This window comes from Sorangium sp. So ce367, assembly GCF_051520455.1.
Classification (GTDB): Bacteria; Myxococcota_A; Polyangia; order Polyangiales; family Polyangiaceae; genus Sorangium; species Sorangium cellulosum_B.
In genome coordinates, this window is record NZ_CP150334.1 from 4193803 (window position 1) to 4210966 (window position 17164).

Consider the following 17164-nt stretch of genomic DNA (forward strand, 5'->3'; position numbering starts at 1 on the left):
GGCATGGAATCACCGGAGCGCCCGCGCCCAGCCCAGGGTGGCGATGTCGAGCGCGATCACCTCACGGCGGTCGTGACTCACAAATTCGACGGCGGGCCAACTGGCGAACCGTTCCCGGATTTGAGAAGGTATGAGGTGTCCTCCGAGGAGGAGCCGCGCGAGGTGAGAGAGGGCCGGGCGCAGTGCGAGGAGCTCCTCGAACGGAAGCTTCCTGGCGTCATCCGTCGACCAGATCTCGAGCGACTGAAGTCGTTGGACGAGGGGGTGTGCTGCGAGCACACGGAGCCCTTCGGGGCGCGTGGGGCGATACCAGAGCCCGAGGTGTTGGAGCGCCGGGAGCTTCCCGGGGCCGAGCGGCGCGAGGGCTCCTCGCACGTCGTCGTCTCCGCGAAATACCGTCAGGTAGCGCAGCGTCGGCGCGGGCTGAGAGAGCAACGTCGCGAGGGTCCGCTCCGGCGCGCCCAGCCCCAGGAGGCCGGGCAGCGCGGCGCCGATGGCTGGACCGGACCCGCGAGCGACGAGCGACGCGACCAGCGACGCGCGCCCGTGCGCGTTGAGCAGATCGAGGAAGGGGCCGAGCGCGCCGAAGGTCATGAGGCGAAGAGACCGGAGTGAGCGCCCGGCAGGGCTTGCCAGAAGTCGACGCAAGCGGTGCAGGCCGACAACGCCGAGCGAGACGTCGGGGGCATCCGGTGAGAAGCCGAGTGCGTCGCGGCCGATGAGATCGAGCTCCGGTCGGAGCTCCTCATCGAGGGTGGCAGCGTCCTCGTCATGGACCCAGCCGAGGAGGCCACCTTGGCCGTCGTCGATGCACGCACATGGCTCGCTGAACTCAGGGATCGGGCCGAAGGTCATCTCCTTTGTCGAGTCGAGGAGCTCGTGCACCAGGGCGCGTGCGTCGTCTCCATCTTGACGCAACTGCTCGACCTGGAATGCGATCAGCGTTCCTATCGGATCGCCGCGTCGCTCGAGCTGTGCGCCGATCTGGTGAGCTGCGGCGAGCATATCTTCGTCGGGGGGCGCGCTCGTGGCGGCTTGACCGCCAGCGGCGAACCCCTCGGCGCGGAGCTTGGCGAGGCGGTGCTCGAATACGATTTCTGCGATGTACGCCCTGGTGAAGCTCCGATCGAACGACACCCGGCTACGCCGCCCGACCGGGCGCTCTGTGACGCGGACGCCGTCGATGCGCAGCTCGGTGTGTTCGTCGCGGCGGTCGAGCCGCAGCGCGAGGCTCGCCGGCAGCTTGATGGTGTCGAAGCCACGGAGGAACGCCTTGCGGGAGGTCATCGTCGCCTCGAAAACTGGCCGTTGTCTACGTTCCAGGTTCCCAGATTCATGGCACCGTGCGCGTTTGGCCGGCTGAGGTGGCTGGTCGGATGGGATGCATAGCCCTGGCTCGGGTTTGTGCCTCCACCGATCACGCGTCCGCTCGGCGATGGTCGTCCAGCCATCGTCCAGAGTCGCGGAATGAGCTGAGAGCAGTTCGGGCACGCCGGCACAGCGTCGTTCGATCCGGTTTCCGAGCGGATGGTGTCGACCTCGCCGAGCGCGCTCTTGAGATTTCTTTGCCAGTTGCGATCTCCAGGGGCGCATGAGCGGCCGGTCCGGCGTTCCCAGTCCCTGATGTGGTCGGAGAGGGCTTGCGGTTCGGCGCAGCCTTCCGGCGGTCTTGGATCGCCTGGTTGTCGAGCGTTCGTCCGGGGCAAGGCCGCTGCGACGGCGGGGTGGATTGATTCCTCGCTGCCTCCGCTGCTCCGCACGACCTGTGTGCCGTTGCGGCGGGTGATCACGCAGCGAAGGAGCCCGTCGACATCCACCCAATCCATCGGGTGATCGTCGACATACGCGTACGGCTTGAGGCTCCCCTCGATCCCGAGCGGCTCCGGGCTGAGATACACTCCCGTCGCCGGGTCGTAGTACCTGTGCCCGTTGCAATGGAGCCCGGTCTCCTCGTCGGCGTACTGCCCCGGCAGCCGCAGCGGCGTCAGCGCGGCCTGTTCCGCCGGCGCATGCCCGTACATCGTGGCCTGTAGATCTCCGACCACGTGCCCATCCCCACCGAACAGCGCCTCCGGAAACCCGTTCGCCCCATGGACGAAGTACCCGAACGCCCCCCCCGGCGCCCTCCCGCTGCGCTAGCGGCAGCACGCTCTCCGGCAGCGTGACGTAGCTCCGCTCTTCCACGACGGGCGCCTCCCCGTCCCGCGCTCGCTCTGTGCGCTCGTGGACCATCACGTCGCCGCGAAAGGCATACCGCGTCACGCTCTCGACCTGCCCGAGCCGCGCAACGCGCTTCTCGATCCTGCGGCCGAAGGCGTCATAAGCGAACGAGATCGTTCTCCCTTCCAGGGTTCGCGCTGCCATGAGCCGCCCGTCGCCGCTCCAGTCGTACGTCCATACGAGCTCGCGTCGGACGTCGCCTTGGCCGTCCAGCTCGCTCACGCGTTTCCGCACCACATCGCCACGCTCGCTGTAGTCGTAACGCACGGTCTCTTGTCCCGTCGTGCGCGCCGTCAACCGCCCCCCAGGCGTGTACGTCCGCTGCTCGCCCTCCCTCTCCATCTCCCCTGCCACGGTGAAGCGGAACCGCTCCGCCGCCTTGCCCGCCTTGCGCCGCTCGACGACGCGACCGTTCGCATCGCGGAGCAGCTCTCCCACCGTGCCGCCGAGGTCCTCGTCGGTGCGTAGCAGCCCCGCAGGGGACCAAGCGTACGTCCTTCGCCACGTCTCGCGCGACGGCAGCGGCCCCACCCACGCGGGCTCTCCCGGACCGACGCGCGGCGCGGTGGGTCTGCAGAGCACGCGCTGCCGCTCCATCCACCCCTCCGCGTTGACCTCGGTCGCAATGGCGCCACCGCCTGGCAAGAGCCGCTCGACCTCGAACCCGCGCGCGTCGTAGGCGAGGCGCAGCGGCGCGCTCTCACCGCCGATCTGCACGGCGACTGGCCGCCCCCTGACGTCGCGCTGCACGCTCATCTCGCCGTCCGGCCCGCGCACGGAGGTGGCCTTGCCCATGGCATCGTAGGTCCACGCGAACGCCGCGAGCACCTCGGCGCCCCGCCGCGTCACCTCGGTCGTCACCCGCCCCCGCCGGTCGTAGGTGTACTCGCACTCGATGTCGCCGCTGACCGCGCGCTCGATCCGGCCGAGCGGATCGTACTCGAACACGTCCGCGCGCCCGTCGGAGGTGCTCCGCTTCACGAGCCTTCCGAGCGGATCGTACTCGAGGTCGACGCTCTCGGAGCCACACTGCCCCCGGACGATCCTGCCCAACAGATCGAGCTTGTACCGGATCTCCCGCCCGTCGAAGGTCCGCTCGCCGGTGATGCGCCCCTCGGCGTCACGCTCGAACCTGTGCTCCTCGCCGGCCTCGTTGACGATGCGCGAAAGGTCCTGCTCGCGGTCGTAGCGGTACCGCACCTTGCTCCCGTCGGGCCTCACGAGCTCGGTGACGACGTGGAAGCCGCCCCAGCGCAGCGTGGTCGTGCGCCCATCGGCGTCGCTGATCCTCGCCAGGTTGCCGTCGGCGTCGAAGTCGTAGCGCGTCACCGCGCCGCTCGGCCCGAACACGGCCGCGAGCCTGCCGCAGGCGTCGTACGCGAAGCGGGTCTCGTGCCCGCGCTCGTCCACGAAACCCATCACCCGGCCGAGGAAGTCGTAGCGGATGCGCCGCTCGGCGCCGTCGGGCTCGACGACGCGGATGCGGTTAGCGAGCGCGTCGTACTCCATGCGCGTCTCACCGCCGTTCGGCAGGGTCGCGCCGGCCAGCAGGCCGCGCGCGTCGTAGGCGAATCCGACGACGAACCCCATGTCGTCATAGACGGCCACCACATCGCCGCGCGCGTCGCGCTCGTAGCGTGCGGTGCCGCCGAGCGCGTCGGTCATGGCGGAGACGAGCCCGCGCGCGTCGTGCTCGTAGGCGGTCCTGTTCGCCGCTGGATCGACCTCGGCCAGGAGCCGCCCCTCGGCGTCGCGCTCCCAGCGGAAGACCTGCCCGAGCGCGTCCCGGTGCTCGCGCAGCGCGGCGGTGTCGTCGTTGTACCGGAAGGTGTGAACGCCGCCGGCGCCCCAGACCATCCTGTCGAGCCTGCCGAACGCGTTGCCGTCGACCCGCCGGATGGCGCGCGAGGTGATCACCTCCGTGAGCACGCCGTCATGATGGTCGACCTTGACGTGCAGGAATCCCTTCGGTCGACCGGATCGCCCGCGTGCGTGCCGCCGCCGCTGCCATGGGTGGGGTTGGGGCAGCCGCCGCCGCTGCCCGGCCCGCAGCTGCCAGCGTCCTTGCCGCCGCCACGCGCGCCGTTGCCGCCGTTCTTCCCGTCGCCGCCCTGGCCGTCTCCGCGGCCGTTTCCGCCGCGACCGTTGCCGCCTCCGCCGCCCCCGCCACCGCCAAGGATGAAGACGCCGGGGTTCATGCCGGGGATCACCGCCGCATTCGGAAACGGGGCCGTTCGCGCCATGCGGGCATGCTCGGCGACGGGTGTGCCGACCGCAACCCGCCGGCGGTTCCTCGACGCCGCCCGCGGCGGTCCCCCCACGCGGCGGAGCACGCCGGCGGGCGTCCCCCCACGTGGCGCCGGCATGCCAGGGTGCCCCGGCGGCCCGCTCCGGGATCCGCGAGAGCTGGCCCGAGCGGACCGCGATCCCGGAGGCATCGACGGCCGATCTCCCCGGCGGCGCGCGATCCCTGCGGGCCTCCGCCGCTCCTTGGTGTGCCCGCGGGGGCAGGCTACCGTCCCGCCATGTCCAGGACCGGGCGGCGCAAGCAGAAACCCACGCCGCGACAGGGCGCCCCGGAGCTCACGCCGAAGAACGTGGCGCGCATGGAGGTCGACGCCGCGGTCTACCGCCTCGTTAAGCTCCTCGCACGCTACCCGGACGAACGCCTCGACACGAAGGCCCGCGGCGCTCTGGAAAAGACGCTGCCCGTCCTCGACGCGCTCCGCGCCAGCCACCCGGACCACCCGCAGGTCGCCTGGGTCTCCGGGATGATCCTCCGCAAGCTCGGCCGCCTCGACGACGCCGTGCAGCTCGCCCGCCGGGCGTTCGAGCTCGATCCGACGTTCGCGACCGCCGTGAGCCTGGCCTACGCCCTCCGCGAGCGCGGCGAGATCGACGCCGCCCGAGACGCGTTCGAGGCCGCCGCTCGCCTCGATCCCGCAGACGTATCGGCCCGCTGCGACCTCGGCGCCATGCTCTGCGAGGCCGGCCGCACAGACGAGGGCCTGCGCCACCTCGAGGCCGTCCTCGAGGCGCAGCCGGCGCACCCGACCGCCTTCCCGATCCACGCCTACCACCGCGCCGCGCGCGACGGCGACGCCTCCGCGTACGACAGGCTCACGGCCTACGCCAGGGCGCACCCGGAGAGCGCCGCCGCCGCGTGGTCGCTCGAGCGCCTGCGCGCCGAGGGGCTCCACCATCCCGCGCCCGTCGCGGTCGTCGAGGGCTTCGTCGCGGGCGCCGCCGAGGCGCTCGACCACCTCCACCGCGATCACGATCCGTGGCTGAACCGCTTCGGCGCCCGCGAGCACGGATACCGGATCCATCCGCCGCTCGCCCGGCGAGACATCGAGCGCATCGAGGCGTCGTGCGGCGCACGCATCCCCGCCGACTACGCCGCCTTCCTGACCCGCGTCGGCAGCTCCGGCGCCGGCCCGTACCACGGGCTCCTGCCGCTCGACGGCCCTGGACAGATCGAGAGCCTCACCGGCGAATTCCCCCACACGAGGGCGTACCGGCCCGACCCACGGACGCTGACCGCCACCCAGCGCGCCGCGCTCCAGTCCGACGAGGTCGTCCGCGGGACCGTCGCGCTCGCGCACATGGGCTGTGGCTACTTCTCCGTGCTCGTGATCCGCGGCCCGCGCGCCGGCGGCGTCTGGGCGGATCTGCGCGCGGCAGGCCTCGGCGTCGTCCCGACCCACGACAGCTTCACCGCGTGGTACCGCGGATGGATCGACGCGCTCTCCAGGGGAGAGCCGGCGCGCGTTCCCCTGGAGCCAGGACGATGCTCGGCGCCCGCGGCGCTCAGCGATTACCTCGCTTCATGGGAGCGGCAGCACGCGCTCCGGCCAGGCACCCTGGACGAAGCAGGGACGCGACGGGCGCTGCGCGAGATCCCCGACGCCGGCATCGCGATCCAGGCAGCGGCGTCGAGGTACTTCGACGCCGGCGATCCCGTGCACCCCTGTCCCAGCTGCCAGCACATGCTCGATCACTTCCTCCGGAAGAACATGCTGCAGCCCGCGCAGCTCCGCCCCGGCGTGCCACCCAGGGCAGCGCGGCGGGCCCCGCCGTAGCCTAGCCCCTCGGGTCCGCGCGCCGCCGCCGGGCGCGGCGCGCCTCGCCGCGGGCGCTGTCCGCCCCGCTGGCGGGCTCGGGCGGCGGGGCGAAGCCGATCGCCGCGAGATCCTTCTCGCCGATGACGTCGCCCTTGGCCACGAGCGCCGCGCGGAGCAGGACCGCGCCCATCTCGGCGTCGTTGCCGGGCCACGGGTGGTCGAGCACCGCCTGCAGCGCGCGCAGATCCAGGCCGAACGGCCGGCCCCGCAGGCGGACGCCGATGCGCGCGAGGTGATCCAGCGCGAGCGCACGGAGATCCTCGGCGCGCGACGACAGCGAGGGCAGCGCGACGGCCCGGTCGCCGAGCCGGTCCGCGAGCCGCTCGCTCAGCTGACCGGTCGCCGCGAGCGCGTCCACGGTCTGAGGCACCGCCACGACGAGCCCCACGTCGTCCGGCAGCGCCGCGCCGAGGTAGCTCTGCACCTCGGACGGCAAGGCCTGGGCGTCGAGCACGAGCAGCGTGCCTCCGCGCGCCGCCTCGATGGGCGAGCTGTCCGGATCGCGCCACAGCGCGAGCGCGCTCGGCGTCCCCGCGGAGCCCTCGATCGCAGCCGCCTCGTCGCGCGCCGGCGCAGCGCCCCGCGCCTGCGCGAACGCCTGCGCGAACCCCTCGGGGACGGGCGCCGCGCCGTCGACGATCGCCAGCGGGCCGCCCGCGCGCGGTGAGGTCAGGTGGACGACCGCGCCCCACGCCACCGCGTCGATCCCGGGCGCCGTCAGCAGCGTGACCGGGCCGCCGGCCACGCCGAGCCGCTCCAGCTGCTCGAGCGCCGCGCGGGCGGCGGGGCTGTAGGCGGCCGCCCGCGCCGGCCGCGCGAGCAGCGCCGCGATCGCGCGGAACCGCCCCGCGCCCTGCGCCACGGCGCGCTCGAGCCGGCTCACCTCGCGCGCCCGCTCCTCGGCCTCGCGGCGGGCGGCGACCTCGCGGCCGCGCGACCCCGACAGCATCGCCGACACCGCGATCACCGCCCCGAGCCGGTCGGCGACCGCGCGCAGGCCGCTCACCTCCTCCAGCGTCATCGGCGACGCGCGCCGGGCCCGGGGGATGGCGAGGGCCCCGATCGGGCCCTCCGCGTCGTTCACAAGGGCGACCACGCCGACGTCGCGCTCCGCGAGCCAGGCGAGCAGCGGGCGCACCTCAGGCCGCCGGACCTCGACAGCCTCGGCGGCCTCGACGCGCAGGACGCGCTCCGGCTCGAGCTGGGCGAGCTCGATGAGGCGCGCCGGCACCTCCGCCGGCTCGGTGTGCTTGTAACCGGCGCGATCGACGGTCACCTGCTCCGGCGGCGAGAGCAGGTAGAGCGCCGGCGGGGCCTGCCCGGCGACGCCGGCGTCCGACGCCTCGCGAAGCGCGGAGAGCGCCGCCTCGAGCGCCGCCTCCGGCTCCGGGTTCATCGCCGCGCGCGTCGCGGCGTCGAAGGCCCCGAGCCAGCGCGCCCCCTCCGGCGCGAACCGGCGCGCGAGCGCCGGCGCCGCGAGCCCCGCGAGCGCGCAGAGCGCGCACGCGCCGAACACGGCGACGCCGACGGAGGACTGCGGCGCGCCGCGGAGCCCGAGATCGCCGCGCGGCGCCTGGTGCACGGCGTAGACCGCGAGCAGCGCCGGCGGGGTCGCGAGCGTCGCGACGGCGAGCGTGCCGCGGAGCGCGCGCGAGACCTGCGCTGCGTCCGCGGCCACGGTGCAGAACGCGACGCAGACCGCCGCGACGGCGCTCGTGACCGGCAGGATCGACTCGGGGGGCGCGACGCCGACGAAGGCCGCCGCGAGGCCGACCGCCAGCGCGGTCGCCGTGAGCAGCAGCGCTGCCTCGACCCGGTCGGCCACGCCGAGCTCGAGCCGCCGCGCGATGCGGACGCGCGCGATCGCCACGAGCGTCACCGTGAGCGAGCCGAGCGACGCTGCGGAGGTGGCGTAGTGGACGAGCAGCGGATCGAGATCCGCCGCGCGCTCGGGCGCCACGGCGGAGACGGCGGGCAGGGCGACCGCGACGGTCCAGAAGAGCGACGCGAACGCCGCCGCGTCGAGGCGCCGCGTGCTCGGCGGAGGCTCGAGCAGGCCGCCGAGGCCCGCGATGCGCGCGAGCCCGACCAGGGCGGCCATCGACGCGGCCGCGGCGCCGAGGTTGCCGAGCGCGATCAGCGCGAGCCCGGAGGGGCCGCTCCGCGCGGCGGCGAGCATCCCGGCGCCGGTGAGGCACACGGCGGCTGCGCGGCGGGCCGCCGGCTCGATCCGGTCCTCTCCCCGCGGCGGCCGCTCTACCCAGCGGAGGCCAAGCGCGAGCAACACCGGCAGGCCGAGCAGGGCGAGCCACGCGGGCCCGTGGCCGCCGGACGCCCGGAGCGCAGCGAAGGCGGTGTAGGCGACGGCGGCCGCGGCGATCCAGAACGAGCGCCGGCGCAGCATCGCGGCGAGCGTAGCGTTTGGCCACGGGGGCGCCAACGAGGCGGTCTCATCGAGGGGACGACCGCGCCGCCCGCGCCGCTGCCGCGGCCAGACGCTCCCTTGCTACCTCACTGCGAGAGCGCCGCGATGTAGTCGTAGAGACACTTTATCTCGTCGGCGCTGAGCAGCGGGCCGAGCGGCATCCGGTTGTTGCACGTCGGGTCGTCCGTGACCTTCAGGTACATCAGGCTGGCGTCCGGGTCACCCGGCACGAGCAGCGGGCCCGAGCCGCACGGCGCCGAGGCATTCTGGGCCGCTACCGTGGTTTCCCACCCCGCTGCGAGCGAGAGGCCCGCCTGCTTCGACTCCGCGTCGTGGCAGCCCGAGGTGGCGCACCTCGCCATCACCAGCGCCTGCGCTTCAGCGCATCCGGCGCCGCCGCCGCTGCTCGCGCTGGTGGTCGCGGCGTCGCCGCCGGTGGTCGCGGCGTCGCCGCCGGTGGTGGTCGCGGCATCGCCGCCGGTGGTGGTTGTAGGGTCGCCGCCGCCGCCGGTCGCCGCGCCGGTGCCCTGGCCGTTTCCGCCGCCAGGCCCGTCGCCGCCGGCGAGGTACTGGTCCTTGTCCTCGAGGGTCCCCGCGCAGCTGATGATGAACGCGGCGCCGCTCATCACGGCGGCGGCGAGCGCGGTGCGCCCGCCAAGGAAAGCGATGTACGTCACGTGCTACCTCTCTCTCTCGCTCAGTAAATATAGGCTCCGGCGAGCCGCACCCCAAGGTACTGGTCGATCGCCCCGCCGGCGACGTACCGGTCGCCGATTGCGGGCTCGAACGACGAGAAGAACCGCGCGTACTCGACGAGGAGCCGCGCCTCGACGCCGGTCGTGACGGGCACGAGCACCCCGGCCATCGCGCCGATGCCCTGCACGCTCGCGCCCTCGAACCGATCGTAGACCTCGCCCGACGAGAGCGGGAACAGGTATTCGGCGCCGAGCGCCAGCGCGACCGGGCCGACCGGCACCCGCGCGTCGAGGCCGGCCCGGACCAGCGTGTAGGAGACGTTCGGCACCGTACTGGCGAGGGCCTCAGCCGCGTCGACCTCGAAGGTCAGGAGCCGGAGCCCGGCGGAGATGCCGAGCACGGACGACTCGCCGATCGACAGCCGCTCCCGCAGCCCCAGGTTGATGCGCTGGTAGGTCGTGGCGAGCGGATCGCCCTCGCCCACCGCCGAGTTGAGGCCGGGCGCCATCATGAACCCCGCGGTGATGCCGAGGCCCTTGAGCACCGGGATGTCCGTCGACGCGAGCGGGTACACCTCGCCGGAGATCGACAGCGCGGGCTGACCGAAGACGTCGTAGGGCCGGAGGTTCTGCGTGACCGGATCGGAGTAGTCGAACCAGCGGCCGGCAAACTCGACGCCGGCCTCGATCGAGAAGAGCGCTGAGCGGGGGTCGTGGGGCTTGCGCTTCCCGCCCTTGTCGCCGTCGTCGCCGCCCTTGTCGCCGTCGTCGCTGCTCTTCTCGTCGCCGTCGCCGTCCTTCTCGTCGCCGTCCTTCTCGTCGCCGTCCTTCTCGCCGTCGCCGTCGTCGCCGCCGTCCTTCGGCTGGTCGTCGTCGGCCGCGGCGGCCGCGGGCGCGATCTGCGAGAGCGTCGGGCCGAGCAGCTCTTCCAGCGCCTTCTTGCGGTCGTCCCGCGAGCCGCCCAGCGGCACAGCGCTGTCCACCGCGAGGTCGCCGGCGTTCTCGTCGACGTAGACGAGGTAGACCTCTTTCTTCTTCTTCTTGTTCGTCCGCGAGACGCCGTAGATCACACCCTCGACCTTCGCGGCCTTGCCCGCCTTGCGGATGCGGTCGAGCGCCTTCTTCCGCTGGGCCTTCATCACCAGCGCATCGCCCACCGGCTTGGTCTGGCCGGCGCTGCGCAGCGACTTCGAGAACGCGTCGTCGTCCACGACCTTCAGCGTCTCCGGGACGAGGGACACGATGTCTTCGCGGATGTCGTCCGCGTTCGGCCCCTCGATGTAGATCGCGATCGACTTCGACCCCTTGGGGGCGGCGAGCGCGATGGGCGAGAGCGCGAACGTCGTGACCGTCGCGGCGGAGAGCCCAAGGAGGATCCTCCCGCAGAGGCTCAACGAGAGGGACAGCGTTGTGAACCTGGTCGGCTTCCGCGCGGGCCTTTTGCCGGCAGCGGCGTCAAACGAAGCTTGCACGCGGCGAGCCTACAGGCGATGTCCCGGCTGGATCCAGCGTCTTTCGAGGGGCTCAGCGACATTTCGGGTGACGCGCAGTGTCGCTACGAGACTCCGCTACAATCGAACTCGCGGGGCGCGCCGAGCCTCGTCTTCTTGGCGCCTTGACGGGCCTCTGCGACGTGAGAAATGTCGTCGCCCGATGCGCAGCGCCGCATCGCATCGCAGGCCAGCGCGTCCCCCAGGGGAGAGGGCAGATGGATCGGTCAAGAGGACGGCACCGCCGCGCGGCGCGCGGCCCCGGCGGCTCTCTCGGGCTTGCGATCGTCGTGGCGGCGGCCGCCGCCTGCTCCGGCGGGCGCGGCGGCGGGGCCGCGGGGGGACCGGAAGGCGAGGCGCCGCGCTGCGCGGAGATCCGGCCGGGCGCGTCGCCGCTCCGGCGGATGACGCGCTTCGAGTACAACAACACGATCCGCGATCTCCTCGGCGACGACAGCGCGCCGGCCGACGCCTTCGTGGTCGAGGAGGAGGCGCTCGGGTTCAACAACCAGGCGGCGGCGCTCGGGGTCACGCAGCTCCTCGCCGAGCAGCTCATGAAGGCCTCCGAGGCGATCGCGGCGCGGGCCGCGAAGGATCTCGGGAAGCTCCTTCCGGGGTGCGACCCGGCGGTGCAGGGGCCCGACGCGTGCGCCGCCGAGCTCATCGAGCGCCTCGGCAAGCGCGCGTTCCGCAGGCCCCTCGCGCCCGCGGAGAGCGCGCGGCTCGCGCGGCTCTTCGCCTTCGGGAACGACGAGCACGGCTTCTCGACCGGGGTCGAGCTCGTGATCCAGGCGCTGCTCCAGTCGCCGCACTTCCTTTACCGCGTCGAGCACGGCATGCCGGATCCGGCCGGCGAGGGCGTGGTGGCGCTCTCGGACCACGAGATCGCCTCGCGGCTCTCGTACCTGCTCTGGAGCTCGATGCCCGACGACGCGCTGTTCGCGGCAGCCGACGCGGGGGAGCTCCGCTCCGCGGCGCAGATCGCCGCGCAGGCCCGCCGCATGCTCGAGGATCCGCGCGCCCGCGCCGCCGTCGCGAACTTCCACGCGCAATGGCTGCAGCTCTCGAACATCGACACCCTCACCAAGGACCCGGCGGTCTACCCCGGCTTCCACGCCGGGCTCCCGGCGCTCCTCCGGGCGGAGACCGAGGCGTTCCTCGATCACGTCGTGTTCGAGGACGGCGCCGGCGACGTGGCGACGCTGCTGACGGCGCCCTACTCGCTGATGAACGCCGAGCTCCGCGCGTTCTACGGGCTGGGCGCCGCGGGCGGCGCGGAGGCGCCCGGCGAGCTCTCGGTCGTGCCGCTCGACCCAGCGCAACGCGCCGGCTTCCTCACCCACGCCAGCGTGCTCGCGGTGCTCGCGAAGCCGGATCAGTCCTCGCCCGTCCACCGCGGCAAGTTCGTCCGGGAGCGGCTGCTCTGCCAGATTCTGCCGCCGCCGCCGCCCGACGTGGACATCCAGCCGCCGCCGGTGCGGGAAGGGATCCCGACCCGCCGGCAGTTCGAGCAGCACGCGGCGGACCCGGCCTGCGCTGGCTGCCACCGGCTCATGGATCCGATCGGCTTCGGGTTCGAGCGCTACGACGGGATTGGCCTCTACCGGGAGGTCGACCAGGGCGTCCCGGTCGACGCGAGCGGCGAGATCGTGGCGAGCCGGAGTGTCGATGGGCCCTTCGACGGGGCGGTGGAGCTCGCGCACCGCCTCGCGGAGAGCGACGAGGTGCGCCAGTGCGTCGCGACGCAGTGGTTCCGCTTCGGCTACGGCCGCGCCGAGCAGGCGGAGGACGAGTGCAGTATGCGCCAGATCGAGGCGGCGTTCGCCGAGAGCGGGTACAACATCAAGGCGCTGCTCGTGGCGCTGACCCAGACGGATGCGTTCCGCTACCGCCGCGCGGCGCCGGACGCAGGGGGCGCGCCGTGAGCGGCGCCGCACAGCGCCGGGCGTCGAGGGGGCGCCTCGATCGCCGCGCCTTCCTGCGCGGGGCCGGCGGGCTCGCCCTCGCGCTCCCCTTCCTCGACGCCATGGCGGGCTCGGCGAGCGCCGTCGATTTCCCGAAGCGCTTCGTCGTCTTCTTCACCGGCCTCGGCACGGTGAAGGAGGCCTGGCAGCCGACCGGGACCGAGACGTCGTTCGAGCTCGGAGAGATCCTCGCGCCGCTCTCTCCCTACCGGGACAAGCTCCTCGTCGTCGAGGGCATCGACATGGAGTCCGCCTACCACGGGCCGGGCGACTCTCACCAGCAGGGCATCGGCCAGGCGCTCACGGGCACGGAGCTCCAGGAGGGGACCCTCTTCCCGTACGCCTGCAACCCGGCCGCGCGGGTCGGCTGGGGCGGGGGCATCTCGGTCGACCAGTTCCTCGCCGCGAGGCTCGGGGATCGCACGAAGCTCTCGTCGCTCGAGCTCGGCGTCCAGGTCCAGTACGCCAACGTCTCGTCGCGACTCTCCTACCTCGGCCCGGGCCAGCCGGTCCCGCCCGAGGACGATCCGCGCGCGGCGTTCGACCGGCTGTTCCTGGACCTCAGCGCCGATCCGGCGGAGCTCGCGCGGCGGCGCGTCCTGCGCCGCCGGGTGCTCGGCGGCGTCATGGAGGACTACGGCGCCCTCGCGCGCGAGCTGGGGGGCGAGGACCGGCGGAAGCTGGAGCAGCACCTCCACGCGCTGAACGACATCGAGCAGCGGCTCGACGTGCCGGCGCTCCTCGGCGGCGCGTGCGCCTTGCCGGCGCTGGGCGAGCCGCTCGACGTCTACGCGAACGACAACTTCCCCGCGATCGGGAGGCTGCAGACCGACCTGCTCGCGATGGCGCTCGCCTGCGATCTCACGCGGGTCGCGTCCATCCAGTGGAGCGCGACCCAGGCGGGCAAGGTGTTCACGTGGCTCGGCCAGTCGGAGACGCACCACGCGCTCTCGCACTCGAACATCGGCGACGCGGAAAAGCAGCAGCAGCTCGTCGACATCGGGCGCTGGCAGGCGGAGCAGCTCGCGTACCTGCTCGAGAGGCTCGACGCCGTCCAGGAGGGCACGGGCACGCTCCTCGACAACACGCTCGTGCTCTGGTGCACGGACATCTCGGAGGGGCAGAGCCACTCGCGGCGCGACATGCCGTACGTGATCGCGGGGGGCGCCGGCGGGGCGCTCAGGACTGGAAGATTTTTGCGCTATGCCGGCGATCCCCACAACAACCTGCTCGTCGCGCTGTGCAACGCGATGGGCGTGGACGTGTCGACGTTCGGCAACCCCGCCTACTGCACGGGGGTGTTGCCGGGCCTTTTGGCCTAGGTGCGCGCGCCGGAAATCCCGCCAGGGCTAGCTGAAGCGCGCAACCAGAGCGGCCGCGAAGCGGACGCCGGGGTTCGGGGCGGAGCCTCGAGGGACCAGCGCCGGCGCGCGCCGCCGCGTGTTTTGGGCTTTTCGTCGCGCGCCGATTTTGGCAAGTACGCCCGCATGGGCGCCCTGCTGTCCTCCGGGAAGCCTCACGGCGCGCGGCGCGCGGCGCGCCTCGCTCTCTGTCTCGCTCACCTCGCGGCGCTCACGGCGGCGGCGTGCGGCTGTCGCAAGCCCGCGGACGTCCCGGCGGACGCGGGGGCCGTGGCCCCGGCCGGCGACGCGGGCGAAGGCGCGGCCCCTGCGGCGCTCACGGCGACCGACGGGCAGGCCGCGCCCGCGGAGCTCGCGGCGCCCGCGTGGCCGCCGAGCGACAAGCCGCTGCTCGGCGTGACGGCCTTCGTGGCGACCGTCTACAAGGAGCCGCGCGACACGTCGAAGAAGCTCGGGTACCTGCGCGTCGGCTCCAGGGTGCCCCGCTCCGCCGAGCCCGCCGGCACCGCGGGCTGTCCGGGCGGCTGGTACGCGATCGAGCCCCACGGCTACCTCTGCGTGGGCGAGGAGGCGACGCTCGACCTGAACGACCCGATCCTCAAGGCCGCCGGCCCCGGGCCGAACCTGAGGACCGCGCTCCCGTACCGGTACGCCTTCGTCCGCGCGGTGCTGCCGCTCTACCTGCGCGTCCCCACCGCCGAGGAGCAGCGCAAATCGGAGTTCAAGCTCGACGAGCACCTGTCGTGGTTCGAGGAGAACAAGGCGACGGTGCAGCGGGTCATCCTCGGCGCGAACGACGTGGCGATCGACGCGCGCGGCGTGCCGCTTCCGGGCAAGCAGCTCGGCGAGCTCGGCCTGGGGAAGAACTCGCTCGAGCTCGGCGAGGGCGCGCTGCTCGGCGGGGAAGGGGACGGCGACCCGATCCCGTTCTGGCTCGAGGGCGGCAAGCGCCTCATCCGCAACATCAGCGACTTCAAGGTCCCGGACTACGCGGTCTTCGCCGATCGCGCGCGGCGCTTCACCGGGCTGTCGCTGATCGGATCGTTCGCGACGGGACCGGAGTCGCTGAGCCGGCGGTTCGCGATCACGACCGATCTGCGGCTCGCGCCTGCGACGAAGATCAAGCCCGACACCGGCTCTCCCTGGCACGGCGTCGAGCTGACCGATGCGCTCACGCTGCCGCTCGCCTTCGTCCGCGCGCGGGGCGCTCGCGACGTCCAGATCCAGGGCGACAAGGCGACGCCGGGCAAGGAGCTGCCGTTCCGGGACATCGTCCCGCTGACCGGCAGGATGCGCCGGATCGAGGGCGTGAAGTACTACCGCACCCGGGATCAGCGGTACGTGAGCCAGCTGGACGTCGGGCTCGCGGTCGCGCCGTCGGCGTGGCCGGAGGTCGCCGAGAAGGGCGAGAAGTGGATCGAGGTGTCGATCACGCACCAGACGCTGGTCCTCTGGGAGGGCAAGCGCCCGGTCTACGCCACGCTGGTCTCGACCGGCCAGGCCGGGGTGGCCGATCCCAAGACCACGACCGCGACGGTGCGCGGCGTCTTCCGCATCCGCAACAAGCACATCACGGCGACGATGGACTCGAACGAGTCGTCGAGCGTCGGCGGCCGCGCGGAGACGACCGCCGACGCGCCGTCGGCCTCGCGCGGCGCGAAGCCGGACAAGGGCGGCTCGTCGAAGGAGCGCGCCTCGAAGAAGCCCGGCGCGAGCGCGGCGGCGAGGCCCGCGGCGGGCGAGAAGGTGGTCCCCCGGAAGGGCGACGGGGAGTACGGCGTGACGCGGCGCCGCGGCGAGGGGACCTACGCCCTCAAGGACGTGCCGTACATCCAGTACTTCGCGAGCGGCTACGCGCTCCACGCAGCGTACTGGCACGACGTCTTCGGCACGCCGCGCAGCCACGGCTGCATCAACCTGTCGCCCATCGACGCCCACCGGCTGTTCCTGTGGACCGATCCCCCGGTGCCGCCCGGATGGCACGCGATCAACACAGGCGAAGAGCTGGGCGAGGGCACGACGATCATCGTGCACGAATAAATAGGAAAGGCGGTCGCCGTCTGGATGAAGGGGAGCGGGGGGCGCTTCAGTGCTTCGGCGCGGTGTGGATGAGGTCGATCAGCGCCTGGTCTGCGGAGGCGGCGAGGGCGTCGAGGAGCGCGGCCAGGCGGGCGTGCTGGTCCGGGGTGAACGGGGGCATGCCGAAGCGCGCGCGCACGCCTGAGAGGCGGAGGACGAGGCCGGCGCCGTCCTGGTAGCCGGCGATCCAGGGGCCGCGGGTGAGCTCGTCGCAGATGCGACGGAGCCGCGACTCGAAGGCGGCGCGATCGGCGAGGGCGCCGGCGGGGGAGGGGGCGCGCTGCTGGAAGTGGTGGATCGAGGCGGCGGCCTCCGTCGGGGCGCCGTCGATGGCTTCGAGGCCGGCGCGGAGGTCGTCGAGGAGCGGCGCGAGGCCGGTCCTGCGGACGAGCGCGCCGTCGAGGCACATCTCCCAGAGCACGTGGGCGAAGAGCGCGAGCCGCGGCGCGCCGAGCGCGGCGGCGCGCAACGCGGCGGCGAGGCGGCGCTCGCCCTCCACGAAGACAGGGGCGGCGTGGAACCAGCGGTCGGCGGCGACGTGGTGGTCGATGCCGGCCAGCACCTCGGCGAGGCGGGGCGGCGGGGCGGCGGGGCGATCGGGCGCGCGGGAGGGCCTGACGCGCCGGTCGGCCATGCGCCAGAGGTCCGGGAGCATCGCCGCCGCGCCCGCGGCGGCCGAGCCGAGGTCGCGCGCGGCGAGGTGGCGATGAAGCAGGAAGTTCATGCGTTCAGGATGGCGCCGCCGTCCGCGGCGGTCGACGGCGAAGCGATGCGGCGCGCTCTCCCTCGCCCTTCTGAATTCCCGC

At 73.3% G+C, this 17164-nt stretch carries 11 protein-coding genes; 4 read left to right on the forward strand and 7 right to left on the reverse strand.

Annotated elements, in window-relative coordinates:
* Window positions 1–9: 9 nt before the first annotated feature.
* From WME97_RS16050 to WME97_RS16060, 3 genes are all read right to left on the reverse strand, one after another.
* Window positions 10–1287 carry a hypothetical protein gene (locus WME97_RS16050; protein ID WP_437552784.1) on the reverse strand — a complete coding sequence of 426 codons (1278 nt, stop codon included), beginning with the start codon at window positions 1285–1287 and terminating at the stop codon, window positions 10–12.
* On the reverse strand, window positions 1284–2021 hold the full coding sequence (locus tag WME97_RS16055) for an RHS repeat-associated core domain-containing protein (protein ID WP_437552785.1): 738 nt from the start codon (window positions 2019–2021) through the stop codon (window positions 1284–1286). The genes WME97_RS16050 and WME97_RS16055 overlap by 4 nt, the downstream gene beginning before the upstream one ends.
* A 2112-nt stretch (window positions 2022–4133) precedes the next feature.
* Window positions 4134–4463 (reverse strand): hypothetical protein, encoded by a 330-nt coding sequence (locus WME97_RS16060; RefSeq protein WP_437552786.1) that lies wholly within the window; start codon window positions 4461–4463, stop codon window positions 4134–4136.
* A gap of 282 nt (window positions 4464–4745) precedes the next feature.
* Here WME97_RS16060 and WME97_RS16065 point away from each other — a divergent pair, with 282 nt between their 5' ends.
* The gene (locus WME97_RS16065; protein WP_437552787.1) at window positions 4746–6302 is read left to right on the forward strand and encodes a tetratricopeptide repeat protein; all 1557 of its coding nucleotides are present in this window, start codon (window positions 4746–4748) and stop codon (window positions 6300–6302) included.
* 1 nt (window position 6303) lies between these two features.
* Here the strand turns inward: WME97_RS16065 and WME97_RS16070 are convergent, their stop codons facing one another.
* From WME97_RS16070 to WME97_RS16080, 3 genes are all read right to left on the reverse strand, one after another.
* Window positions 6304–8748, reverse strand: coding sequence for a hypothetical protein (locus tag WME97_RS16070; protein ID WP_437552788.1), 2445 nt, complete (start codon window positions 8746–8748; stop codon window positions 6304–6306).
* A 107-nt stretch (window positions 8749–8855) separates the two neighbouring features.
* Complete coding sequence (locus WME97_RS16075; RefSeq protein WP_437552789.1) at window positions 8856–9446, reverse strand: c-type cytochrome domain-containing protein; 591 nt, start codon at window positions 9444–9446, stop codon at window positions 8856–8858.
* A gap of 20 nt (window positions 9447–9466) precedes the next feature.
* Entirely contained in the window at window positions 9467–10936 is a 1470-nt protein-coding gene (locus WME97_RS16080; RefSeq protein ID WP_437552790.1) for a hypothetical protein, read from the reverse strand.
* 236 nt (window positions 10937–11172) lie between these two features.
* Between WME97_RS16080 and WME97_RS16085 the strand changes: the two genes are divergently transcribed.
* The 3 genes from WME97_RS16085 to WME97_RS16095 all read left to right on the forward strand — a co-directional run bounded on the left by WME97_RS16085 (window position 11173) and on the right by WME97_RS16095 (window position 16319).
* A complete protein-coding gene (locus WME97_RS16085) occupies window positions 11173–12879 on the forward strand; it encodes a DUF1592 domain-containing protein (RefSeq protein ID WP_437552791.1) in 1707 nt (568 codons plus the stop codon).
* Window positions 12876–14240, forward strand: coding sequence for a DUF1552 domain-containing protein (locus WME97_RS16090; RefSeq protein WP_437552792.1), 1365 nt, complete (start codon window positions 12876–12878; stop codon window positions 14238–14240). Before WME97_RS16085 ends, WME97_RS16090 begins: the two co-directional genes overlap by 4 nt.
* A gap of 165 nt (window positions 14241–14405) precedes the next feature.
* On the forward strand, window positions 14406–16319 hold the full coding sequence (locus tag WME97_RS16095) for a L,D-transpeptidase (protein WP_437552793.1): 1914 nt from the start codon (window positions 14406–14408) through the stop codon (window positions 16317–16319).
* Window positions 16320–16365: 46 nt separating this feature from the next.
* Here WME97_RS16095 and WME97_RS16100 read toward each other — a convergent pair whose 3' ends face one another.
* Entirely contained in the window at window positions 16366–17082 is a 717-nt protein-coding gene (locus WME97_RS16100; RefSeq protein WP_437552794.1) for a hypothetical protein, read from the reverse strand.
* Window positions 17083–17164: the final 82 nt, after the last annotated feature.

Bases quoted from the DNA above. Each gene is read 5' to 3' on its own strand.
- WME97_RS16050 (WP_437552784.1), bottom strand. From the start codon at position 1,287: ATGACCTCCCGCAAGGCGTTCCTCCGTGGCTTCGACACCATCAAGCTG.
- WME97_RS16055 (WP_437552785.1), bottom strand. From the start codon at position 2,021: ATGTACGGGCATGCGCCGGCGGAACAGGCCGCGCTGACGCCGCTGCGG.
- WME97_RS16060 (WP_437552786.1), bottom strand. From the start codon at position 4,463: ATGGCGCGAACGGCCCCGTTTCCGAATGCGGCGGTGATCCCCGGCATG.
- WME97_RS16065 (WP_437552787.1), top strand. From the start codon at position 4,746: ATGTCCAGGACCGGGCGGCGCAAGCAGAAACCCACGCCGCGACAGGGC.
- WME97_RS16070 (WP_437552788.1), bottom strand. From the start codon at position 8,748: ATGCTGCGCCGGCGCTCGTTCTGGATCGCCGCGGCCGCCGTCGCCTAC.
- WME97_RS16085 (WP_437552791.1), top strand. From the start codon at position 11,173: ATGGATCGGTCAAGAGGACGGCACCGCCGCGCGGCGCGCGGCCCCGGC.
- WME97_RS16095 (WP_437552793.1), top strand. From the start codon at position 14,406: ATGGGCGCCCTGCTGTCCTCCGGGAAGCCTCACGGCGCGCGGCGCGCG.
- WME97_RS16100 (WP_437552794.1), bottom strand. From the start codon at position 17,082: ATGAACTTCCTGCTTCATCGCCACCTCGCCGCGCGCGACCTCGGCTCG.